Annotated in this window: 22 protein-coding genes; 13 read left to right on the forward strand and 9 right to left on the reverse strand. The window is 74.4% G+C overall.

Going from position 1 to position 22,237, the window contains the following annotated elements; genetic code table 11:
* Positions 1-6: 6 nt before the first annotated feature.
* A complete protein-coding gene (locus tag ABEA04_RS06390; RefSeq protein ID WP_345455851.1) occupies positions 7-1,344 on the reverse strand; it encodes a cryptochrome/photolyase family protein in 1,338 nt (445 codons plus the stop codon).
* Between the two features lie 67 nt (positions 1,345-1,411).
* On the opposite strand from ABEA04_RS06390, the gene ABEA04_RS06395 reads away from it, so the two are divergent.
* Positions 1,412-2,098 carry an iron-dependent transcriptional repressor DtxR gene (locus ABEA04_RS06395; protein ID WP_345455854.1) on the forward strand — a complete coding sequence of 229 codons (687 nt, stop codon included), beginning with the start codon at positions 1,412-1,414 and terminating at the stop codon, positions 2,096-2,098.
* Between the two features lie 49 nt (positions 2,099-2,147).
* On the opposite strand, the gene ABEA04_RS06400 is transcribed toward ABEA04_RS06395, so the two are convergent.
* Genes ABEA04_RS06400 through ABEA04_RS06425 form a run of 6 tightly spaced genes read right to left on the reverse strand, consistent with a single transcriptional unit; the run spans position 2,148 to position 7,340 of the window.
* Positions 2,148-3,077: an NAD-dependent protein deacetylase gene (locus tag ABEA04_RS06400; RefSeq protein ID WP_345455857.1), complete on the reverse strand. Its 930-nt coding sequence runs from the start codon at positions 3,075-3,077 to the stop codon at positions 2,148-2,150.
* Positions 3,074-3,343 (reverse strand): DUF2277 domain-containing protein, encoded by a 270-nt coding sequence (locus ABEA04_RS06405; protein ID WP_345455860.1) that lies wholly within the window; start codon positions 3,341-3,343, stop codon positions 3,074-3,076. Before ABEA04_RS06405 ends, ABEA04_RS06400 begins: the two co-directional genes overlap by 4 nt.
* Before the next feature lie 24 nt (positions 3,344-3,367).
* The gene (locus ABEA04_RS06410; RefSeq protein ID WP_345455863.1) at positions 3,368-4,006 is read right to left on the reverse strand and encodes a hypothetical protein; all 639 of its coding nucleotides are present in this window, start codon (positions 4,004-4,006) and stop codon (positions 3,368-3,370) included.
* 54 nt (positions 4,007-4,060) lie between these two features.
* On the reverse strand, positions 4,061-4,657 hold the full coding sequence (locus tag ABEA04_RS06415; protein ID WP_345455866.1) for a hypothetical protein: 597 nt from the start codon (positions 4,655-4,657) through the stop codon (positions 4,061-4,063).
* Positions 4,658-4,686: 29 nt separating this feature from the next.
* Positions 4,687-6,792: a beta-propeller domain-containing protein gene (locus tag ABEA04_RS06420; RefSeq protein ID WP_345455869.1), complete on the reverse strand. Its 2,106-nt coding sequence runs from the start codon at positions 6,790-6,792 to the stop codon at positions 4,687-4,689.
* Positions 6,789-7,340 (reverse strand): SigE family RNA polymerase sigma factor, encoded by a 552-nt coding sequence (locus ABEA04_RS06425; RefSeq protein ID WP_345455872.1) that lies wholly within the window; start codon positions 7,338-7,340, stop codon positions 6,789-6,791. Before ABEA04_RS06425 ends, ABEA04_RS06420 begins: the two co-directional genes overlap by 4 nt.
* 184 nt (positions 7,341-7,524) lie before the next feature.
* Here ABEA04_RS06425 and ABEA04_RS06430 point away from each other — a divergent pair, with 184 nt between their 5' ends.
* Positions 7,525-8,625 (forward strand): GNAT family N-acetyltransferase, encoded by a 1,101-nt coding sequence (locus ABEA04_RS06430; protein ID WP_345455874.1) that lies wholly within the window; start codon positions 7,525-7,527, stop codon positions 8,623-8,625.
* A gap of 267 nt (positions 8,626-8,892) precedes the next feature.
* On the opposite strand, the gene ABEA04_RS06435 is transcribed toward ABEA04_RS06430, so the two are convergent.
* Positions 8,893-9,906, reverse strand: a complete 1,014-nt coding sequence (locus ABEA04_RS06435; protein WP_425576988.1) for an ABC transporter ATP-binding protein — start codon at positions 9,904-9,906, stop codon at positions 8,893-8,895.
* Between the two features lie 3 nt (positions 9,907-9,909).
* Here ABEA04_RS06435 and ABEA04_RS06440 point away from each other — a divergent pair, with 3 nt between their 5' ends.
* The 3 genes from ABEA04_RS06440 (at position 9,910) to ABEA04_RS06450 (ending at position 12,681) form a co-directional block, all read left to right on the forward strand.
* Positions 9,910-10,683, forward strand: a complete 774-nt coding sequence (locus ABEA04_RS06440; protein WP_345455877.1) for an ABC transporter permease — start codon at positions 9,910-9,912, stop codon at positions 10,681-10,683.
* Entirely contained in the window at positions 10,680-11,540 is an 861-nt protein-coding gene (locus tag ABEA04_RS06445; RefSeq protein ID WP_345455880.1) for an ABC transporter permease, read from the forward strand. The genes ABEA04_RS06440 and ABEA04_RS06445 overlap by 4 nt, the downstream gene beginning before the upstream one ends.
* Positions 11,541-11,628: 88 nt before the next feature.
* On the forward strand, positions 11,629-12,681 hold the full coding sequence (locus ABEA04_RS06450) for an ABC transporter substrate-binding protein (RefSeq protein ID WP_345455883.1): 1,053 nt from the start codon (positions 11,629-11,631) through the stop codon (positions 12,679-12,681).
* Positions 12,682-12,840: 159 nt separating this feature from the next.
* On the opposite strand, the gene ABEA04_RS06455 is transcribed toward ABEA04_RS06450, so the two are convergent.
* A complete protein-coding gene (locus ABEA04_RS06455; RefSeq protein ID WP_345455885.1) occupies positions 12,841-13,965 on the reverse strand; it encodes a glycosyltransferase family 2 protein in 1,125 nt (374 codons plus the stop codon).
* A gap of 35 nt (positions 13,966-14,000) precedes the next feature.
* Here ABEA04_RS06455 and ABEA04_RS06460 point away from each other — a divergent pair, with 35 nt between their 5' ends.
* The 8 genes from ABEA04_RS06460 (at position 14,001) to ABEA04_RS06495 (ending at position 22,029) form a co-directional block, all read left to right on the forward strand.
* Positions 14,001-15,146, forward strand: a complete 1,146-nt coding sequence (locus ABEA04_RS06460) for a sulfotransferase family protein (RefSeq protein ID WP_345455887.1) — start codon at positions 14,001-14,003, stop codon at positions 15,144-15,146.
* Entirely contained in the window at positions 15,143-16,093 is a 951-nt protein-coding gene (locus tag ABEA04_RS06465) for a glycosyltransferase family protein (RefSeq protein ID WP_345455889.1), read from the forward strand. Before ABEA04_RS06460 ends, ABEA04_RS06465 begins: the two co-directional genes overlap by 4 nt.
* 338 nt (positions 16,094-16,431) lie before the next feature.
* On the forward strand, positions 16,432-17,349 hold the full coding sequence (locus ABEA04_RS06470) for a Rossmann-like and DUF2520 domain-containing protein (RefSeq protein ID WP_345455891.1): 918 nt from the start codon (positions 16,432-16,434) through the stop codon (positions 17,347-17,349).
* A 5-nt stretch (positions 17,350-17,354) separates the two neighbouring features.
* A complete protein-coding gene (gene panC, locus ABEA04_RS06475; protein WP_345455893.1) occupies positions 17,355-18,212 on the forward strand; it encodes a pantoate--beta-alanine ligase in 858 nt (285 codons plus the stop codon).
* A gap of 9 nt (positions 18,213-18,221) precedes the next feature.
* Positions 18,222-19,880, forward strand: coding sequence for an L-aspartate oxidase (locus ABEA04_RS06480; RefSeq protein WP_345455896.1), 1,659 nt, complete (start codon positions 18,222-18,224; stop codon positions 19,878-19,880).
* Positions 19,877-20,794, forward strand: a complete 918-nt coding sequence (gene nadC / locus ABEA04_RS06485) for a carboxylating nicotinate-nucleotide diphosphorylase (protein WP_345455899.1) — start codon at positions 19,877-19,879, stop codon at positions 20,792-20,794. The genes ABEA04_RS06480 and nadC overlap by 4 nt, the downstream gene beginning before the upstream one ends.
* Positions 20,795-20,798: 4 nt before the next feature.
* On the forward strand, positions 20,799-21,569 hold the full coding sequence (locus ABEA04_RS06490; RefSeq protein WP_345455902.1) for a type III pantothenate kinase: 771 nt from the start codon (positions 20,799-20,801) through the stop codon (positions 21,567-21,569).
* A 106-nt stretch (positions 21,570-21,675) separates the two neighbouring features.
* Complete coding sequence (locus ABEA04_RS06495; protein WP_345455905.1) at positions 21,676-22,029, forward strand: histone-like nucleoid-structuring protein Lsr2; 354 nt, start codon at positions 21,676-21,678, stop codon at positions 22,027-22,029.
* The last annotated feature ends 208 nt before the right edge of the window (positions 22,030-22,237 follow it).

A 22,237-nucleotide genomic window follows, 5' to 3' on the forward strand; every position in this document is an offset into this window, starting at 1 on the left:
CGCACGCTACTTCTTGATCTCGGCGTACCGGTCGAGCGCCTCCTGGCGCTCGGCCTTGTGGTCGACGATCGGCTCGGGGTAGCCGGCCTCCTCGCGGTCCTCCGACGACGGCTCGTGCGGGTCGTCCACGTCGGCCAGCTCGGGCACCCAGGTGCGCACGTAGGTGCCGTCGGGGTCGAACTTGCGGCCCTGGGTGGTCGGGTTGAAGACCCGGAAGAAGGGCGAGGCGTCGGTGCCGCTGCCCGCCGTCCACTGCCAGCCGTGGTTGTTCGAGGCCAGGTCGCCGTCGACCAGCCAGTGCAGGAAGTGGTCGGCGCCGTGCTGCCACTCCACGTGCAGGTCCTTGACCAGGAAGCTGGCGGTGATCATGCGCAGCCGGTTGTGCATCCAGCCCGTCGCGCGCAGCTGGCGCATGCCGGCGTCGACGATGGGGTAGCCGGTGCGGCCCTCCTGCCAGGCCTCGAGCTGCGTGCCGGCGCGGGCATAGCGCATCGTGCCGAACTCGGGCTTGTAGTACTCGCGGGCGCTGTCGGGCCGGGCGTAGAGGACGTCGGCGTAGAACTCCCGCCAGGCGATCTCCTGCCGGTAGGTGGTCGGGCCCTTGCCGTGCTTGCCGGCGAGGTCGGCCAGCAGCGTGCGCGGGTGGATCTCGCCGTACTTCAGGTGGTGCGACATCCGCGAGGTGCCCTCGACGCCGGGCCGGTCGCGCTGGGCGTCGTAGTCGCCGAGGGGGCCGTCGAGGAAGGCGCGCCAGGCCGTGCGGGCGGCGTCCTCGCCGGCCTCGGGCAGCTCGAGGTCCTTCGGCAGCCGCACCGTCGGCAGGTCGACGGTCTTCTTCAGGTGCCGCCAGCTCGGGTCGCGTGGCTTGGCGGGGGGCTCGCGCCACCCGTGCTTGGCCCAGGCGCGCGAGAACGGGGTGAAGACCTTGAAGTTCTCGCCGCTGCCGTTGACCACGCGGCCCGGCGCGACGGCGTACGGCGACCCGGTGCGCACCAGCTCGATGCCGGCGTCGTGCAGCGCCTCCTCGACGTCGAGGTCGCGCTGGTGGCCGTAGGGCCCGAAGTCGGCCGCCACGTGCACGCGGCTCGCGCCGACCTCCTTCGCGGCCTTGACCACCTGGTTGACCGGGTCGCCCCGCACCACGCTCAGCGGGACGTCGTCCTGCAGCGCCTGCAGGCTCGCCACCAGGTAGGCGCGGCGCGACGGCCCGGCGGGGCCCCACAGGTGCGGGTCGAGCACGAACAACGGCAGCGTGGGGCCGTCGTCCAGCGCCGCGCGCAGCGCCGGGTTGTCACGCACCCGCAGGTCGCGGCGGAACCACATGACGGCGGTCGTCTCGGCCATGCGGCCACTGTGTCAGCCGAGCCTCTCCTGGCTGTCCCCCCTGTGGGCGATGGGGGACAATGGGATCGTGAGTGACCTGATCGACACCACCGAGATGTACCTCCGCACGATCTACGAGCTGGTCGAGGAGGGCATCACCCCGCTGCGGGCGCGCATCGCCGAGCGGCTGCACCAGAGCGGGCCCACGGTGTCGCAGACGGTGGCGCGCATGGAGCGCGACGGGCTGCTCACCGTCGAGGGCGACCGCCACCTCGAGCTCACCGACGAGGGCCGCTCGCTGGCCACCCGCGTCATGCGCAAGCACCGGCTCGCCGAGCGGCTGCTCTCCGACGTCATCGGTCTCGACTGGGAGCTCGTGCACGTCGAGGCCTGCCGCTGGGAGCACGTCATCTCCGAGGCGGTCGAGCGCCGCCTCGTCGAGCTGCTCGACCACCCCACCGCCTCGCCCTACGGCAACCCGATCCCCGGCCTCGACGAGCTCGGCGAGGAGACCGTCGAGGAGGCCTTCATGTCCGACGTCGAGCCGCTGTCGTCCGCGGCGTCCGACACCGAGGGGCGGGTGCTGGTGCGCCGCATCTCCGAGGAGATGCAGAAGGACGAGGTGCTGATGAGCGCCATGCGGCGCGCCGGCGCGATGCCCGACAAGACCGTCACCATCGTCAGCACCGAGGCCGGCGTGCTGGTCGGCTCCGGCGGCGAGACGGCCGAGATCTTCCCCGACGCCGCCGCGCACATCTTCGTCAAGAAGCTCTAGGGCCGGGCCGGGGCAGGAGTCACCGGTGATCCGGTGACTCCTGACGTTCTCAGCCGGTGCTCCGGCTGAGAACGTCAGGAACCGGCCGAGAAGGGTCGGCCGGCGCGTTCGGCGCGGTCGGCGCGGTCGGCACCGTCAGCGCGGTCAGCGCGGTGAGGAACTCGCTGCAGCCCGCCTCGAGCTTGACGGTCGCGTGGTCGTCGCCGCGGGTGGCGCCACGGTTGACGATGACGACCGGGGTGCCGGCCTTCGCGGCATGCCGCACGAACCGGAACCCGCTCATCACCGCCAGCGACGAGCCGACCACCAGCAGCGCCCCTCGGGCACCGGCCCCGTCGGGCCCGGGCTCGGGCGCGGCCAGCGCGTCGACCGCGGCGTAGCACCGCTCGACGCGCGGCTTGGGCACGTTCTCGCCGAAGTAGACGACGTCGGGCTTGAGGACGCCGCCGCACGCCTCGCACGCCGGGACGACGAACCGCGCCACCGCCTCCGGGTCGTCGAGCTCGACGTCACCGTCGGGGTTGATCGCGGCGCCCGCGTGGCGCCGCACGAAGCCGGGGTTGGCCTCCTCGAGCCGCGCCTGCAGCCGCCGGCGCGAGGAGACGACCCGGCAGCCGAGGCACACGACGTCCGCGATGCGGCCGTGCAGCGCGACGACCCGTCGCGAGCCGGCCGCCTCGTGCAGCCCGTCGACGTTCTGGGTGATCAGCAGCTCGGGGTCGAGCGCGGCCAGTGCCCGGTGGCCGGCGTTCGGCTCGGCGCGCCGCATGCGGCCCCACCCGAGGTGCGAGCGGGCCCAGTAGCGCTGCCGGGCCTCGGGGCCCGAGACGAACTCCTGGTAGGTCATCGGGGTGCGCACGGCCACGGTGCCGTCGGGTCGCGGCCCGCGGTAGTCGGGGATGCCGGAGTCGGTCGACAGCCCCGCCCCGGTGAGGACGACGAGCCGCCGGCCGGCGAGCAGGTCGAGGGCGGCCCTCACGCGCCGTAGCGCACCCGCGCCCGGGCCCGCGCCTTCTCGGCCTCGACCTCGCGGTTCTTGGGCGGCGCCGTGGTCACGAGCTCGTCGACCAGGTGGCGGGTGAGGTGGGCGATCTCGTGGACGGCGCGGTCGAACGCCGCCTGGTTGGCCGCCGACGGCTTGGTCGTGCCGGCCACCTTGCGCACGTACTGCAGGGCGGCGGCGTGCACCTCGTCGTTCGTCGCCGGCGGCGCGAAGTTGTTGAGCGGGCGGATGTTGCGGCACATGGCGACCAGGCTACGCGCGGGTCGTCACTGCTCCAGGTGCTCCGAGACCGCCGTGACCGCGGCCTGCAGCACCGCGCCCGCCTGGTCACGCTCGAGTCCGGTGCCGGCGACCGAGACCCGGAAGCCCCCGTCGACCCAGATCGCCAGGATCCCGGCGCCCTGCTCGCTGTTGAGCACCAGCACCGAGTCGGGGTCGAGGTCGGTGCCGGTCGCGTCGACCTCGACGTAGCCGCGCTCGGTGAGGATGCCGACGAGGCCGTCGCGGTCGAGCGCGGTGGTGCTGAGGTCGACGTCGAGGTCGGCGGGCTCGCCGTCACGCTGGAGCGAGCAGCTGAGCGACTCCTCGCCCGGCGGGCCGGAGAGCTCGCCGTCGGTGCCGGTGGTCCACTCGCCGTCCTGGCCGGTGGCCTCGCCGATGCTCTGGGCGCCCGCGGCGTCGACGGCGAAGCACTCCGCGACGGCCACACCGGCCTCGGTGGCGACCGCGTCGTCGCGGTCGGCGCCCTGGTCGTCATAGGCCTGCTGGGCCTGGGCCTCGAAGGGACCGACGAGGTCGGCGCCCGAGACGCTTGAGCCGGAGCCGCCGTCACCGCCGTCCCCTCCGCAGCCGGCGAGCAGCAGGACGGCGGCGAGGACGACGGGCGCGGCGAGGGCGGGACGCATGGGTCCGGTCTACCGGCTCTCCGTGCTCGGCGCGAGGGGTCGAGGGGGTGGTGGTCAGTCGCCCAGGTGCTCCGAGACGGCGTCGACGGCCGCCTCGAGGGCGCCCACGGCCGCCTCCGCGTCGAGGTCCCGGCCGCCGACGCCGACGAGCAGACCGCCGTCGAGCCACACCGCCGCGGTGCCCTCGTCGTTCCCGGTCAGCAGGACGGCGTCCTCGTCGAGGTCGGTGTCGGGCGTCTCGACCACCTCATAACCCGCCTCCTCGCGCAGCGCGGCGAGGTCGTCGAGGCTGCGATCGGTGGTCGCGACGCTGAACCCGAGGCCCGGCTCGCCGTCGCGGCCGATGGGGCACGACAGCTGCTCCTGGCCGACCTGGCCGAACAGCGCGCCGGTGGTCTCGACGGCGTAGTCACCGTCGCCGTAGGCGGCCTCGCCGATGGCCTGCACGCCGTCGGCGTCGACGACCCAGCAGTCCTCCACCTGCACACCGCGGGAGAGGTTGGTGGTGTCACTGCGGTCGACGCCCTGGTCCTCGTAGGCCTGCTCGGCGCCGTCCTCGAAGGGGCCGACGAGGTCCTCACCGTCGGGGGAGGAGCTGCAGGCCCCGAGCAGCACGAGCAGCGGAGCGGCGAGGAGCACGGTGCGGCGCATGCCCCACGCCTACCCGCCGGCGGGCCCCGCTACGCGAGCGGGAACCAGGCGACGTCCTCACCGGTCACCAGCACCACCCGCCGATCGGGGTCGGCGTCGGGGCCCGCGGGGGCGTCGGGCGGGCTGACCGGCACCAGGCGGACATCGTCGACGTCGCTGCCGTACTCGACCCGCGTCATCCGGCTGCTCATGCGGCCGTTCTCGAGCGTGAGGGTGGAGACCCAGCCGGTGCGGCCGCGGGCGACCACGGTGAGCGCCACGCGCTGGTCGGGCAGCCAGGTGAACTGGCGCGGGTCGTCGCCGGCCCGGGCGTAGGTGCCGCGGCCGTAGGACTCGACGTCGACCCGCCGCGGGTCGGTGAGGTCGCGGGTGAGGAACAGCCCGGCCTGCGCGCCCGAGCCGCCGCCCGGCTGCGGGCCGGTGCCGAGGCCGAGCACCCGCACGGGCCCGAGCGGGTGCAGGTAGCTGGAGAAGCCGGGGATCTTGAGCTCGCCGAGCAGCCGCGGCCGCGCGGCGTCGGTGAGGTCGACGGCGTAGAGCGGGTCGACCTGGCGGAAGGTGACGAGCAGCGCGAGCCCGTCGAACCAGCGCACCGCCTTGACGTCCTCGCCGATGCCTAGCCGGTCGAGACGCCCGACCTCGACGAGCTCGTCGCCGTCGGCGCGCAGCGTGACGATCGAGTTCCACGACCCGGTCTCGGACGACGGCCCCACCGCCAGGCGCAGGACGCCGTCGACCTCGTCCATCGACCAGCGGTCGCGCACCGTGCCCTCGACCTCGCCGGCGCCGACGTAGGTGGCGCCGGTGCCGTCGAGGGCAAAGTCGTAGACGTGGGTGGTGCCGTCGAACCCGGCGGTGGTCGTGGGGGGCAGGCCGCACCAGTCGAAGCAGAGCATCGACTGGTCGCCGCTGGCGGCGAGGTAGAGGTGCCCGGCCGACTCGTAGGTCAGCGGCGCGTCGCCGGCCAGGCCGAGCGCGTCTGCCGTGCCCCCGTCGTCACTGCTGCTCGCCGAGAACCCGACGACGGCCATCGTGGCCAGCCCGAGGTCGGCCCGCGGGACGGCGACCCGGTCGCAGTCGAGCAGGTCGGTCGGCTCGCCGCCGTCGACCGAGACGTGCGGCAGCCAGTCGTCGAGGGTGCTCGACTCCACGACGTCCCGGTTGGCCGCGCCGGCGCCCGCCCCACGCTCGAAGTCGAGGTCGGGCAGACCCTTCCTCAGCACGAGGCGGACGTCGTCCCCGTGCTGCCGCGCCGCCACCAGCTCGGCGTCGTAGTCGACGGTCTGCCCGAGGGCCGGGCTCGTGGGGTCGGAGATGTCGACCGTGAGCACCCGGGTCTGCGGTGAGGGCAGGTCAGAGCCGGAGTAGTAGGAGTACGGGTTGGTCGAGCGGCGGGCGCGGGTGCCGTCGTTGCCGAGGGCGACCACGCGGTCGCCGGCGAGCAGGATCTCGCCGTCGTGGAGGTCGCCGAGGTCGAGGCTGCCGAGCTCGGTGACCGGCTCGTCGGGGCCGCCGGTGAGGTCGTAGACGGTCAGCTCGGCCTCGCGCAGCCGCACCAGCAACCGGCCGTCGGTCTTGACGGCGTCGGGCTCGTCGACGCCGGCCTCCTGCACGTTGGTGCCGGTGCCGCTCGCGTGGCTGCCCTCGACCTGCGCGCTGTAGGCCTGCGCGTCTCGGCTCATCGACAGGGGGGCGGCCGGAAGCGCCATCTCGGCGCTCTCATCTTCGGCGAACGCGTACCACTGCGGGTAGACGTCGGGACCGTCCCACCCGTAGCGGGAGACCAGGTCGAGCCCGCGCCCGACGTAGTGGTCGAGCAGGTCGTCGCACGAGTCCGGCGCCTGCAGCTCGCCGAAGAACGCGGCGGGGGAGGCGTCGGACCCGGGCGGCGCGGCGTCCGCGCCGCTCCCGCTGCCGGCCTCCCCGGGCGTGGCCGGGCCCGGCGGCGGCTGGGTGACGACGCCGCCGGCCACGAACGCGGCGGCGACGGCCCCGACGGCGACGACGCCGAGCAGCGGACGGCGCAGCGCGGCCCGGCGGCGCGTCGTCCGGGTGCGGCGGGCCTCCCGCAGGATGGCGTCGACGGGGGCGGGGCCGACGGGCAGCTCGTCCCACTGGCGTTCGAGGTCGGTCATGTCGTCTCCCGGGCGGGGGCGTCGGAGCGGGCGGGGGCGGGCGTGAACCCGGGCCGCAGGTCGGTGAGGTGGGCGTCGGCGGAGAGCTGGGCGAGCGCGCGCGAGAGGCGGCTCTTGACCGTCCCGACCGGCACCCCCAGCGCCTCGGCCGTCTCGCGCTCGCTCAGGCCCGCGAAGTAGCGCAGCACGACGACGTCGCGGGCGGCCTTGGCGAGCGAGGCGAGGGCGCGGTGCACGGCGTCCGCGGTGTCGACGGCGGCGGTCTCGTCGCGGCGGCCGTCGCGCGGCTCGGGCAGCCGCTCGGCCGGCCGCTCGCCCCACCAGCGCCGGCGCTTGCTGTCGCGCAGGCAGTTGAGCAGCATCCGGTAGACGTAGGCGGTGCGGTTGTCGGCGCGGACGACGCTCGGCCAGGCGGTGTAGCAGCGCACCAGCGTGGTCTGGGCGAGGTCCTCGGCCTCGTGCGGCGAGCAGCCGAGGAAGACCGCGGCGCGCACCAGCGAGGTCCACGTCTCACGGGCGTAGTCGGCGAAGTCGTCGTCGGTCTGCATCGGTCTCTCGGGCTCGGGTCGTGCCGGGAGGTGCGGTGGTGGTGCGGTGGTGGTGCGGTGGTGGTGCGGTGGAGGTGCGGTGGTGGTTCGGGCGTACGACGGGGTGGCCCTGCGTCGAGGTTCCACCGGACGCGCGCCGATGTCCCGCGATCCGCGCACCGCGGCCACCCGGCAGAATCGGTGCGTGATCCCCCACGAGTCCCGGTTCGAGTCCGACCCCGACGAGCTCGTCGGCGACCTCGTCGACGACCACCCGGGCCTCCCGGCCGACTGGAGCGTCGGCACGCCCGACCCCGACGACGCCGCCGAGGTGGCCCGGCTGACGCTGCTGCTGCGCGAGCACGAGCGGGCCGGCCGGGGGTGGCCCGGTGCCGGGGAGGACGACGTCCTGGTGGAGGTCTCGGAGGCCGGGCTGCGCACCCGCGAGAACGTGGTGGTGCGCGACGCCGACGGCCAGGCGCGGGCGTGGGGCAGCGTGCACGACCGCGCGGGCGGCCGGATGCTGTTCGGGCACGTCGTCGAGCGCGACCTCGACCCGCAGGTCGGCCGGGCGTGCTCCGACGTGCTGGTGGAGTGGGCGGTGGGGCAGGCGCAGGCGGTGGGCGCGGCCCGCGGGCTGGCGGTGCAGCAGATCGACACCGGCGCCTTCGCCGGCGACGAGCGGCAGGCGGCGTGGCTGGGCGCCGCCGGGTTCGAGCGGGTGCGCACCTGGTGGCAGATGAGCCGCCCGGTGACGCCCGACGAGGCCGGGCTGGTGCCGTCGTCCGACGACTGGAGCGACGGCGGGGTGCGGGTGCGGCTGGTGCGCCGCGCCGGCGACGGGCTGCCCGACGAGGCCGACCTGCGCGCCGTCCACGACGTGCTCGAGGAGGCCTTCCGCGACCACTTCAACTCCTGGGTCGAGACCTTCGACGAGTTCCTGCACCGGCTGCGCGAGGACCCCGGCCACCGCTGGGACCACTGGTGGCTGGCCGAGCTGGACGGCGGCGAGCCGGTCGGGGCGCTCGTCGGCACGGTGAGCGAGTCGGCGTCCGGCCCGGACGGCTCCTACGTCAGCTACATCGGCGTGCGCGAGGCCGCCCGGGGTCGCGGCGTGGCCAAGCGGTTGCTCAACACGATCATCGCGGACGCCGCCGCCCGCGGCCGCGACCGCGTCGGCCTCGAGGTCGACGCCGACTCCGGCACCGGCGCCGACGGCCTCTACCTCTCCCTCGGCTGGCAGACCCGCTGGGTCACCGAGAGCTGGCACCGCGACGTGACGATCGACGGGGCGCACGGACCCTGAGCCGGTCGAAGGGACGCGTTCGCGTGGTCCTTGCGGGGTCTCGAGGCTCGGCCGTGGCCGGCCTCGCACCTCGACCACCGTCAGGGCCGCTCCACGACGACCTCGCACCTCGACCACCGTCAGGGTCGCCCCACGCCGGCCTCCCGCCTCGACCACCGTCAGGGCCGCTCCACGATGGTCGAGGTGCGAGGAGCCCTGGCGACGAGCCTCGAGACCGCCGGAGCTCGACGGAGACCCGACGACGGACCCTGAGCCTGTCGAAGGGCCCTACTCGACCAGCGAGGCCCGCAGCGCGCGGTGCACCCCGGCGGGGGTGAGGACGCCGACGAAGCGGGCGCCGTCCTTGACCCCGACCATGGGGCGGTCGTCGCGGAGCATGGCCGCGAGGGCCTCCTCGAGGGTGGAGTCGAGGTCGATGGCGGTGCCGAGCTCGCCGGCCTTCACGTCGTCCATCGGCTCGAGGTGCGCGGGGTCGAGGCGGGTGACGCTGAGCCGCCGGAGGCCTCGGGTGGCGCCGACGAAGTCGGCCACGAAGTCGTCGGCCGGGTGGGCGAGCAGCGCGGCCGGAGTGGCGTACTGCGCCAGCCGGCCGCCCTCGGCGAACACCGCGACGCGGTCGCCCATCGTGACCGCCTCGTCGATGTCGTGGGTCACCAGCACGACGGTCTTGCCCAGGTCGCGCTGCAGCCGCAGGAACTCCTCCTGCAGCCGCACCCGCACCACCGGGTCGACGGCGCCGAACGGCTCGTCCATCAGCAGCACCGGCGGGTCGGCGGCGAGGGCGCGTGCCACGCCGACGCGCTGCCGCTGGCCGCCCGACAGCTCGTGCGGGTAGCGGCCGCCGTACGTCTTCGGGTCGAGCCCGACGAGGTCGAGCAGCTCCTCCGCCCGCTGGCGGGCGGTGCGCTTGGACTCGCCGTAGAGCAGCGGCACCGTCATCACGTTGGCCGTGATGCGCTGGTGCGGGAACAGCCCGACGGCCTGGATGACGTAGCCGATGCCGCGCCGCAGCTCGACCGGGTCGCGGCGGGTGACGTCGTCCCCGTCGATCTCGATGGTGCCGGTCGTCGGCTCGATGAGCCGGTTGATCATCTTCAGCGTCGTCGACTTGCCGCACCCCGACGGACCGACCAGCACGGCCAGCTCACCGCGCCCGACCTCGAGGTCGAGCTCGTGGACGGCGACCGTGCCGTCGGGGTAGGTCTTGCCGATGCCGGTGAGCCGGATCATCGGCTCGGACGCGGCGTGCTGGGTGCCGGCCTGCGAGCCGGTAGGTTCCATGCGGTGACCCTACTGGTGGCGCCGCCGGGCGCGCCTCTGGCGAGCGCGGCCTTCGAGGCCCCCTGCTACAGCCGGCTCGAGAACGAGTGGCTGTGCAGCGACTACTTCCGCGACCGCGGCAGCGAGCTGGTCGACGCCACGGTGCAGCACGTGCAGATCACCGTGGTCTCGGTGGTGATCGCGGTGCTGGTCGCCTTCCCGGTGGCGCTGGCCGCCCGGCGCTGGCGCCGGCTCGAGACGCCGCTGCTCGCGGTGGCCACCGGCGTCTACACCATCCCCTCGCTCGCCCTGCTGCCGCTGCTGGTGCCCTTCACGGGCCTGTCGAAGACGACCGTGGTCATCGGCCTGGCGCTCTACGCCCTCACGGTGCTGGTGCGGGCGATGCTCGACGGGCTGCGCGCGGTGCCCGACGAGGTGCGCGAGTCGGCCCGTGGTCTCGGCTTCGGCGCCGGCCGGCTGCTGTTCCGCGTCGAGCTGCCGCTGGCGCTGCCGGTGATCATGGCCGGCGTGCGGGTCGCCACCGTCTCGACGGTGGCGCTCACGACCATCGGCTCGCTGGTCGCCTACGGCGGGTTGGGCAACCTCATCCGCGACGGCGTGGTCAACAACTTCCGCGCCGAGCTGCTGGCCGCGGCCGGGCTGTGCGTCCTGCTGGCGATCGTGCTCGACGTCCTGCTGGTGGCGGGGCAGTACGCGCTGACGCCGTGGACCCACCGGCGGCGACGACGTCCGAACCCCTCGGCGCAGGCCGCGCGACGCGAGGCGGTGGCGTCGTGATCGTGCTGCGCGACATGGTCGAGTACCTGACCACCTGGGCCAACTGGACCGGCGAGGGCGGCATGCTCGCCCTGCTGTTCCAGCAGCTGCTGCTGACGGTGACCGCGCTGGCCATCGCGCTGGCCGTCGGCCAGCCGATCGCGCTGTGGCTGGGCCACCTCGGCCGCGGCGGCTTCCTGGCCATCAACATCTCCAACGTCGGCCGCGCGGTGCCCACCTTCGCGCTGCTGGGGCTGTTCGTCACCGCCGACGCGTGGAAGGACGGCATCCCGGTGCCGTGGGGCGACCAGGTGGGCTGGCTGCCCGACCACCTGCCGATCTCGTTCGACTCCTTCCCCGGCACGATGGAGCTCGGTCCCTACGGCCGGGCCGGTGCGGCCACGCTGGTGGCGCTCGCGCTGTTCGCCCTGCCGCCGATCATCACCAACGCCTACGTGGCGATGCGCGAGGTCTCGGCCGAGGTCAAGGAGGCCGCGACCGGCATGGGCATGAGCGGCTGGCAGCGCTTCCGTCGCGTCGAGCTGCCGCTCGCGATGCCGGTGGTGCTCAGCGGCGCCCGCCTCGCGCTCGTGCAGGTGTGGGCCACCGCCACCATCGCGGCCCTGGTCGCCGGACCGGGCCTCGGACGGGTCATCACCGACGGCTTCTTCCGCAGCAACTACGGCAAGGGACTGGCCGGTGCGCTGGTCGTGGCCCTGGTCGCCCTGGTGCTCGAGCTGGTGGCCGGTCTGGTGCAGCGGGTGCTCGACCCGGTGCCGAGGCCCGCCCCATCGGGTGGCTCTCCGGCCAGGGGGAGGGAAAAGTCGGCGGCCGGGCCTACAGTGAGCGCGGCCGACGACGTCGGCCCGCCTCGCTGAGGCACCCCAACCTCGACGAGCGGCTCTCGGTCGGCCGCCCGTTCCGGACACGCGCGGCTCCACCGCGGGACACAGAAGGATCTACCCGATGGCTCTCCGACCCCTGACGCGCGCGCTGCCGCGTCCCACCGCCCGCCGGTCCCTCGCGGCCGCGGCCACCGTCGGCCTGCTGCTGGTCACCGGCGCCTGCGCCGGCGACGACCTCGACAGCGACGACGACGCGAACGACGACACCTCGGCCTCCTCCGACACCGGCTCCGAGTCGGCCGCGCCCAGCGAGTCGGCGTCCGAGTCGGGCGGCAGCGAGGGCGCCGCCGGCGGTGACATCACCGTCGCCAGCCAGAGCTTCCCCGAGGCCGCGCTCGTCACCGACATGTACAAGCTGCTGCTCGAGGACGCCGGCTACACCGTCGACGTCAAGCTCGTCGACACCCGCGACGCCTACATGTCGACCTTCCCGGGCGACGTCGACGTCGTGCCCGAGTACGTCGGCGGCATCGTCAACTTCCTCAACACCCGTGAGAACGGCGACGACGCCGAGCCGTTCGAGGCGGGCGACGGCGCGCAGCTGGCCAGCGACGGCCAGCAGCTGCTCGACGACGCCGGCATCACGCTGCTCGACCTCTCCGAGGCCACCGACACCAACGCCTTCTTCGTCACCCAGGAGTACTCCGACGAGAACGGCGTCACCACCCTCTCCGACCTCGAGGGCGTCACCGTCACGCTCGCCGCGGCCCCCGACTGCGAGGGTCGCCTCGACTGCGAGGGCGGCCTGAGCGACGAGTACGGCATCGACGTCGAGAGCGTCGAGCCCCTCGGCTACGCCAGCGACCAGACCTACCAGGCCGTGCTGAGCGGCGAGGTCGAGCTCGGCGAGACCTCCACCACCGACGGCACGCTCGAGCAGCAGGGCCTGGTCCTCCTCGAGGACGACAAGCAGATCCAGCCCGCGCAGAACCTGGTGCCGGCGGTCTCCACCGAGACCCTCGACGCCGACCCGGGCCTGGCCGACGTCCTCAACCCGCTGATGGCCGCGCTCACCACCGAGAACCTCACCGAGCTCAACGGCCGCGTCAGCGTCAACCGCGAGAAGTCGGCCGACGTGGCCGAGGACTTCCTCACCTCCGAGGGCCTGCTCTAGCCCCGAAGGGCCAAGGCCCTCGCACCTCGACCGTCGTCATTCCACGATGGTCGAGGTGCGAGGAGCCCTGGCAACGAGCCTCGAGACCACCGGCCCTCGGATGCAGACCGGGCCCACGGACCCTGAGCCTGTCGAAGGGCCCGCCGGGCCCCAGCGCCGTCAGACCTCGTCGTCCCGCAACGCCAGGGCGGCGGGGTCGACGGACGCCGGGTCGAGTCCCGGGACGTCGATGCGCGGGCGGCCGGTGCGGTCGACCGTGCGCGGCACCCGCTCACCGGGCGGCAGCGCGGCGACGGTCGCCACCACGTGGGCGGCGTCCTCGCGTCGGTCCTGCTCGACCAGCCAGCCGGTCAGTCGGTGCACCGGCGCGATGCGGGCGCGCACCAGCGACCGCTCGCCCCACAGCTCGCGCACCCCGCTCACCAGCAGCGCCCACCAGTCGTCGTCGCAGCCGGGGATGAGCGCGAAGTAGCGCGGCAGGTCGCCGGGCAGCACCCGCTCCTCGAAGACCTTCGTCACCGACGCCGAGCCGTGGGCGAGCACCGCGTAGCGGCTGAGCCGCTTGGTGAGCCAGCGGTCGGTGAGGTCGTCGACCGTGCCGCGCTGCTGGGTGATCGAGGTGCCCTCGTCGCGGATGCGCCAGTGGTAGACCACGTCGGGCACCACCGCGATGCGCCGCGCGGCAAGGTAGGCGCGGGTGGTGGTCGGCTGGTCCTCGTAGCGGTGGCCCTCGAGCCAGCTCAGCCCGGCGGCGTCCCAGAAGTCGCGACGGAACAGCTTGTTCCAGGCGAAGACGTCGCCGAGCAGCCGCGGCTCCTGCTCGATCGACAGCGCCGCCCGGCTCGCGTGCACCCGCCTCATCCACGGCGGCGTGCGGTGGGTGCCGGCCTGCCACCACGACACCGACCCCACCGCCAGCTCGGCCCCGGTGCGCTCGAGCTGGCGCAGCAGCGCCGCGTAGGCGTCGGGCGGGACGACGTCGTCGGAGTCGGCGAAGGCGACCAGCCCGTGGCGGGTGTGCCGCAGTCCCTCGTTGCGTGCGGCGCCGAGCCCCCGGTTCTCGGTGTGGACGACGCGCACGCGCCCGTCGCGGGCGGCGTAGGCGTCGGCGATCTCACCGGAGCGGTCGGGGGAGCCGTCGTCGACGACCACGACGTCGAGGTCGTGGCCGGCCGCGCAGACCGACTGCGCGAGCAGGCTGTCGAGACAGGCGGGCAGGTAGTCCTCGACGCCGTACGCCGGGACGACCACGCTGATGCCTGCGCGCGCACGCCGCCGGAACATGGTCGAAACGCTAGTCGTTAGTAGGGTCGGGCGACGTGAGTGACCCCAGCGCCGTCGACCCGAGCGACTACCCGCGCAAGGTGCTGTTCGTGGCCGGCGCCGGACGCAGCGGCACCAGCACGATGGCCGGGCTGATGAAGATCCTCGGCCTGCACGTGCCGCAGCCCGAGGTCACGCCCGACGAGACCAACCCGAAGGGCTTCGCCGAGCCGCAGTGGGTGGTCGACCACCACACCCGGCTGCTGCGCGAGGCCGTCGTCCAGGTCAGCGACTCGCGCCCCGAGGCGTGGTTCGAGACCGGCCGCGTCAGCACCCGCGAGCCCGAGCGCATCGCCACCGCCGAGTGGCTCGAGAGCCACTTCACCGCCGACGGCGGCCACGCCGAGCTGGTCGTGAAGGACCCGCGGCTCAGCTGGTTCCTCTCACTGTGGCGGGTGGCAGCCGTGCGCACCGGCGCGACGCCGGTCTTCGTCACCATGCTGCGCGAGCCCGCCGAGGTCGTCGGCAGCAAGCAGACCTACTACGCGAACAAGCTCGGCTCGGCCCACCTCGCCGCGTCGTGGCTGAACATGCTGCTGCACACCGAGCGCGGCACCCGCGAGACCGTCGCCGGGCCCGAGCAGGGCAGCGGCCGCGTCTTCGTGCGCTACGCCGACCTGCTCGACGACTGGACCCGCACCACCATGGACGTCGGCGAGCGCCTCGGCCTGCAGCACGTGCTGCACGCCAACTCCGAGCAGATCCGCGACGGCCACCGCTTCGTCGACCCCAGCCTGCGCCGCATGAGCCAGTCGCTGGCCGACCTCGGCCTGCCGCCGCGGCTGCACGAGCTGGTCGGCGAGACCTGGGAGCAGCTGAACGCGCTCGCCGAGCCCGGCGGCGACACCGAGCAGGCCCACACCCACCTCGACGAGCTGCGCCAGGCCTACAGCGACCTCTACGCCGAGGCCGAGGCCGTCTCGCGCTCCTCGGTGGTCGCCGCCGAGCACCGCGTGCGCCGCGAGCGCAAGCCCGGCGGTGGCCCCGCCGGCGGCGGAGCGCCCGGGCCGGCCGCCCAGGGCGGGCCGGGTCGTCGTCCCGAGGCGCAGTTCGCCGCCGACAAGGTGCCGCACTCGGTGCGCGCCCTGGTGCCGCCCAAGGTGCGCACCGGCCTGCGCAAGCTCGTCGGCAAGCAGCGGTGACGGCGCACGCCGGGCCCACCGGCATCCGCAATCTCGAGGGCCACGCCGACTTCGACGTCACCTGGCCGTGGGCGCGTGAGGAGCCGTTGCGCGCCGGCAGCACCGCCGTCCTGCGGGTCAAGGACGAGGCGCCGTCGCTGCCGTGGGTGCTGCCGCCGCTGCTGCGCTCGATGGACCACGTCGTGGTCGTCGACAACGGCTCCACCGACGGCACCCCCGAGGTGGTCGCCGAGACCGCCGAGCGGGCGGGCCTGGCCCACCGGCTCACCAAGGCGTCCTACCCGTTCGCGGTCGCCCGCGCGGGCGCCGAGCACCGCGCCGTCCACGAGCTGTCGGTGCACTCGTTGAGCTATTTCTACAACTGGTGCTTCTCGCTGGTGCGCACCCGCTACTCCTTCAAGTGGGACGGCGACATGGTGCTCACTGTCGAGGGCGAGACCTCGCTCGGCGACCTCGCCTGGCAGGTCGGCGACGCCCAGACGATCATCCGCGTGCCGCGCCACGGCCTCTACCTCGACTCGACGCAGCCGCAGCGCGGCTGGCTCGACCTCGGCCTGCGCAACGCCGAGGAGTGGGGCTTCCCGATCGGCCCCGACTTCCTCTTCACCAAGGCCTTCGAGTGGGAGGTGCGGACGACGCCGAAGCCGGTGCGCTCGATCGGCCTGCCCCACGGGCTGTGCGTCGAGCTGAAGTACCTCGACGGCGACGAGTTCGCCCACTGGACCGACCCCGCCTCGTTCGCCACGAGCTACCGCAACAAGCGCAAGCGGCGCGAGTGGGCGGTCTACCAGGCGCTCCAGGCCGGCGAGGTGCCCGAGGGCGTGCACGAGATCACCGCCCCGGACGGCGTCCACGTCGTCGACCACGTGACCCGCACCTGGCTGCCCCAGGCCCCCCGCCCCCTCCAGGTCGGCACCGTCGTCACCTCCGACGACCAGCGCGCCTGACCGCCTCGCGCCGGGCTGCCCGCCCGTGCTCGGTTCGGTTTGGTTGAGCGGTCCGGTTGCGTTCAATTGAACGGTTCGGGGCCGGATCGGGCCGGGATCGCCGTCTGAACCGTTCAATCGAACGATTCGCGGTCCCCCTTCGCCCGGGACCGCCACCCGACCCGTTCAATTGAACCGACGCGGGGCGTGGCGTGGGTCACTCCCCGCGGGCGTATCGACGGGCCTCGCCACGCCGTTACATTGGTGACGACACCACGAGCACACCGTCCGGTACCCACACCGGCCCGCCGCGCGAGCGACGGGTGGTCGGAGGGACTGGAACGAAAGGTCCGGTCCCCATGACCCACCCCTCCCCGCAGCGCATCGGCGTGATCGGCGCCGGGCGCGTCGGCGCCGTCCTGGCCCGCGCGCTGCGCGACGCCGGCCACGAGATCGTCGCGGTCGCCGGCGAGTCCGACGCCTCCCGCAGCCGCATCGAGGCGCTGCTGCCCGGCGTCCGGGTCGCCAAGCCGAGCGCGGTCGCCCGCGCCGCCGACCTGCTGCTGCTCACCGTGCCCGACGACATGCTCGGCAACGTGGTGCAGGTGCTGGCCGACAGCGGCGCGCTGCGTGAGGGACAGGTCGTCGCCCACACCTCCGGCCGCCACGGCCTCGCGGTGCTCGCGCCGGCCATCGCGCTGGGCGCGCGCCCGATCGCGCTGCACCCCGCGATGACCTTCACCGGCACCGCCGTCGACCTCGAGCGCCTGTCCGGCTGCGTCTTCGGCCTCACCGCCGAGCCCGAGGAGCGCGAGCTGGCCGCCTCGCTCGTCGCCGACGTCGGCGGGCGCACCGCCTGGGTGCCCGAGACCCGCCGCGCGCTCTACCACGCCGGGCTCGCGCACGGCGCCAACCACCTCGTCACCCTCGTCGCCGAGGCGATGGAGCTGCTGGCCGCCTCCGGCGCCGACGACCCGGCCGCCACCCTGCGGCCGTTGCTCACCGCCGCCCTCGACAACGCCCTCGAGCACGGGGACGCCGCCCTCACCGGCCCGATCGTGCGCGGCGACGTCGGCACCGTGCGCGCCCACCTCGCGAACCTGGCGGAGCAGGCCCCCACCACGCTGCCCAGCTACCTCGCGCTGGCCCGGGCCACGCTGAGCCGGGCCGTGATCGACGGCCGGCTGCTGCCCATCCGGGCCCACGCCATCCGGCAGGTGCTCGACGCCGCCGAGCGCGCCGCCGCTGTCGACCCCGCCCTGCGCCGCACCACCTGACCCGCGTGACCGACGTCGTCCGCACCGGTGCCGAGCTCGGCGCCGCCGTCGCTGCCGCCCGCGGCCGGGTCGCGCTCGTGCCCACCATGGGCGCGCTGCACGAGGGCCACGCCAGCCTGATGGGCGCGGCCCGGGCCGTCGTCGGCGACGGTGGCGTGGTGGTCGCCTCGGTGTTCGTCAACCCGCTGCAGTTCGGCGCCGGCGAGGACCTCGACCGCTACCCCCGCACCTGGGACGCCGACCTGGCCCTGGCCGAGCGGGAGGGTGTCGACGTCGTCTTCGCGCCCACCGTCGCCGAGGTCTACCCCGGCGGCGACCCGCAGGTGACGGTCGACCCCGGCCCGCTCGGCGCCGAGCTGGAGGGGGCCGTGCGCCCCGGCCACTTCGCCGGCGTCCTCACGGTCGTGGCCAAGCTCTTCGGCCTCGCCCGCCCCGACGTCGCCGTCTTCGGCGAGAAGGACTACCAGCAGCTGGTGCTCATCCGCCGCATGGCCGCCGACCTGTGCCTGCGGGTCGAGGTGCGCGGCGCGCCCACCGTCCGCGAGCCCGACGGCCTCGCCCTCTCCAGCCGCAACCGCTACCTCGACGACGAGCAGCGGCGCGTGGCTGCCGTCCTCTCGCGCGCCCTGCACGCCGGCCAGGACGCCGCCCGCACCGGCCCCGAGGCCGCGCGCGCCGCGGCCGGGGCCGAGCTGGCCGACGTCCCCGGCGCCGAGGTCGACTACCTCGAGCTGCGCGACCCCGACCTCGCGCCGCTGGCACCGGACGCCACCGGCCCGGCCCGGCTGCTGGTCGCGGCCCGGGTGGGCACCACGCGCCTGATCGACAACACCGCACTGAGCCTCGGCGTCGGCACCGGCTAGCCTCGCCGAATGGCCCTCGACCTGCGGCTGCCCGCGCGGCTGACCGCCCCCGAGCCCGGCTGGACCACCGAGGCCGACGTCGTCATCGTCGGCTCCGGCATCGCCGGCCTCACCGCCGCACTGCGGCTGCGCGAGTCCGTCGACAAGGTCCTCGTCGTCACCAAGGACCAGATCGCCGCGGGCTCCACCCAGTGGGCGCAGGGCGGCATCGCGGCCGCGCTCGGCCCCGGCGACACGCCCGAGCAGCACGCCGTCGACACCCTCGTCGCGGGCGCCGGGGCGTGCGACGCCGAGGCGGTGCGGGTGCTCGTCGACGAGGGGCCGGACGCCGTCCGCGAGCTGATCGCGCTCGGCGCGATGTTCGACCACGACCCCGACGGCGTCCTGTCGCTGACCCGCGAGGGCGGTCACCACCGCGACCGCATCGCCCACGCCGGCGGCGACGCCACCGGCGCCGAGATCCAGCGCGCCCTGGTGGCGGCCGTGCACGCCGCGCCCGACATCGAGGTCGTCGAGCACGCGCTGGCCGTCGACCTGATGCTCGACGCCGACGGCGGGGTCGCCGGCCTCACGCTGCACGTGATGGGGGAGGGGCAGCGCGACGGCGTCGGCGCCGTGCGCTGCCGGGCCGTCGTGCTCGCCAGCGGCGGGCTCGGGCAGGTCTTCAGCCAGACCACCAACCCGGTCGTCAGCACCGGCGACGGCATGGCGCTCGCGCTGCGTGCCGGCGCCACCCTGCGCGACCTCGAGTTCGTGCAGTTCCACCCGACGGTCATGTATCTCGGCCCCGACTCGACCGGCCAGCAGCCGCTGATCAGCGAGGCGGTGCGCGGCGAGGGCGCCGTGCTGGTCGACGACGAGGGCGCGCGCCTCATGGACGGCGTGCACCCGATGGGCGACCTCGCCCCCCGCGACGTCGTGGCCAAGGCGATCATGCGGCGGATGCTCGAGACGGGCCGGCCGCACATGTGGCTCGACGCCCGCCACCTCGGCGCCGAGACCTGGCAGCGGCGGTTCCCCACCATCCTCGGCGTGTGCCGCGGGCACGGCGTCGACCCGGTGACCCAGCTCATCCCGGTCGCGCCGGCGTGCCACTACGTCTCCGGCGGCGTGCGCACCGACCTGCACGGACGTAGCGACGTGCCCGGGCTCTACGCCACCGGCGAGGTCGCGTGCAGCGGCGTCCACGGCGCCAACCGGCTGGCGTCGAACTCCCTGCTCGAGGGCCTGGTGTTCAGCCGGCGCATCGCCGAGGCGCTGCCCGCCGAGCTGCGGCCCTGGGCCGAGCCCGCCCCCGACGAGCGAGCGCCCGCGCTGGTGGCGGGCGACGTCCGGCCCGAGCTGCAGGACGTCATGACGGCGCGCGTCGGCGTGCTGCGGGGGGCGCCGGGGCTCGCCGAGGCGGCCGCCGTCCTCGACAAGCTCGCCGGGCGCGACGCCGAGGTGGTCGACCTCGAGGCGTGGCAGACCACCAACCTGCTCACCGTGGCCGCCGCCCTCACCGCCGCGGCGACCCTCCGTGAGGAGACGCGCGGCTCGCACTGGCGCGACGACTTCCCCGACCGCGACGACGACACCTGGGCCGGTCACGTCGAGACGACGCTGGTCGACGGCGTCGCCGAGGTCTCCTTCACCCCCTCGCCCGCCACCGACGGAGGCCTGGCGTGAGCGGCGGCAGCGCGTTCCACCTGCCGCCCCCCTCCGACCTGAGCCGCGAGCTGCAGCAGGCCGGCCTCGACGTCGGCGAGGTCGTCGACCACGTCGTACGCGGGCTGCAGGAGGACCTGCCGCACGGCACGGTCGACGCCACCTCGCAGGCCACCATCGCCGCCGACGCGCGGGCCACCGGGGTCTTCGCCGCGCGCGAGGCCGGCGTCGTGGCCGGCCTCGGCGTCGCCGCGCTCGTCTTCGCCCTCGTCGGCGGCGACGCCGTCGAGGTGACCGACCGGGTGCCGGACGGCACCCGCGTCGCGGCCGGCGACGTCGTCCTGCGGGTGAGCGGGCCGACCCGCTCGCTGCTCACCGCCGAGCGCACCGCGCTCAACTTCGCCTCGCACCTCTCCGGGGTCGCCACGGCCACGGCCGCGTGGGTCGACGCGCTCGAGGGCACCCGCGCTCGCGTGCTCGACACGCGCAAGACGCTGCCCGGCTTCCGCGCGCTGCAGAAGTACGCCGTCCGATGTGGCGGGGGCGTCAACCACCGGTTCGGGCTCAGCGACAAGGCGATGGTCAAGGACAACCACGTCATCGCCGCCGGCGGCGTCGTCCCCGCCTTCGAGGCCGTGCGCGCGGCCTACCCCGACCTGCCCGTCGAGGTCGAGGTCACCGACCTCGACCAGCTGCGCGCCCTGCTCGAGGCCGGCTGCACCGAGATCCTGCTCGACAACATGAGCCCGGCGACGATGACCGAGGCGGTGGCGATCACCGCGGGCCGCGCCAGCCTCGAGGCCTCCGGCGGGCTCACCCTCGAGCGCGCGCGCGAGGTCGCGCTCACCGGCGTCGACTTCATCTCCGTCGGCGCGCTCACGCACTCGGTGAAGGTCTTCGACCTCGGCCTCGACCTCGACGAGACCGGGGCCTGACCCGGTGCCGCTGCTCGCCGTCGACGTCGGCAACGCCCATACCGTGCTGGGCCTGATCGACGGCGGCGCGGTCAGCGGCGACTGGCGGGTCGCCACGCTCGAGCGGCGCACCGCCGACGAGTGGGCGGTGCTGCTGCGCGGCCTGCTCGGACGACGCCTCGCCGACGTCGACGGCATCGCGCTCGGCTCCACCGTGCCGGCCGTCACCCGCACCGCCCGGGAGATGCTCGCTCGCCATTTCGACGCCGTCCCGCACGTCGTCCTCGAGCCCGGCGTGCGCACCGGACTGGCGATGCAGATGGACAATCCGCGTGAGATCGGCGCCGACCGGATCGCGAATTCGGTGGCGCTGGTCGACCGGTTCGGCGGCCCGGCCATCGCCGTCGACTTCGGCAGCACCGCCACGATCCTCGACGTCGTCGACCCCACCGGCCGCTACGTCGGCGGCTGCATCAGCGCCGGCATGGAGATCTCGCTGCGCGCCCTCGGCGAGCGCGGCGCTCAATTGCGCCAGGTCGAGCCCGCGCGGCCGCGCTCGGTGATCGCCAAGAACACCGTGGAGGCGCTGCAGTCCGGGCTGCTGTTCGGCGTCGCGGCGCAGGTCGAGGGCCTCGTCGCCCGCATGGCCCGCGAGCTCGGCGACCCCGACGACCTGCGCGTCGTCTCCACCGGATATCTCGCCCCGCTCGTGATCGAGGAGTGCGCCTGCTTCACCGACCACGACCCGTGGTTGACATTGAAAGGGCTCGAGCTCGTCTTTAGACGCAACGTGTGACTTACGCCGTAATTGGCCGCGGTGGACTAATCCGCTACTTTTCTCCTCGGGTGCTCTCTCGGAATCCCGCCCGACTTCCCCAGCGTAGAAAGAGACACATTCAGTCATGGCGCAGAAAGTAAATATCGTCCTCGTCGACGACATCGACGGCAGCGAGGCCTCCGAGACCGTGGCCTTCGGTCTCGACGGCACCTCCTACGAGATCGACCTCAACGAGAAGAACGCCGCCGCCCTGCGCGACGTCCTCGCCGGCTACGTCGGCAACGCCCGCAAGGTCGGCCGCAAGACCGGCGCCCGCCGCGCGAGCGCGTCCAACGGCTCCGCCGCCGCGGCGTCGTCCAACGGCAGCGGCCCGAGCGCCCGCGAGATCCGCGACTGGGCCCGCTCCAACGGCTACGACGTCCCCGCCCGCGGCCGCATCCCCGGCGAGGTCCGCGACGCGTTCGACGCCGCTCGCTGAGTCCTTTGGTCGCTGCGGGCCGGCCTGTGTCATCCCCTCGCCTCGTTCTCTGAGGGCTCCCGCCGGCCTGGCCCGGCGAGGGGCCTGACACACGGGCCGGCTCCTCCGCTCCGTGCGCCCTGTGGTCGGCTCCGGCTCGACTCGGGGCGCCTCCAGGGTCGACCCACGAACACGGACTCCTCACGGTGGTCGAGGTGCGAGGAGCCCT

The sequence above is a fragment of the Nocardioides marinquilinus genome, from assembly GCF_039543705.1.
GTDB lineage: Bacteria > Actinomycetota > Actinomycetes > Propionibacteriales > Nocardioidaceae > Nocardioides > Nocardioides marinquilinus.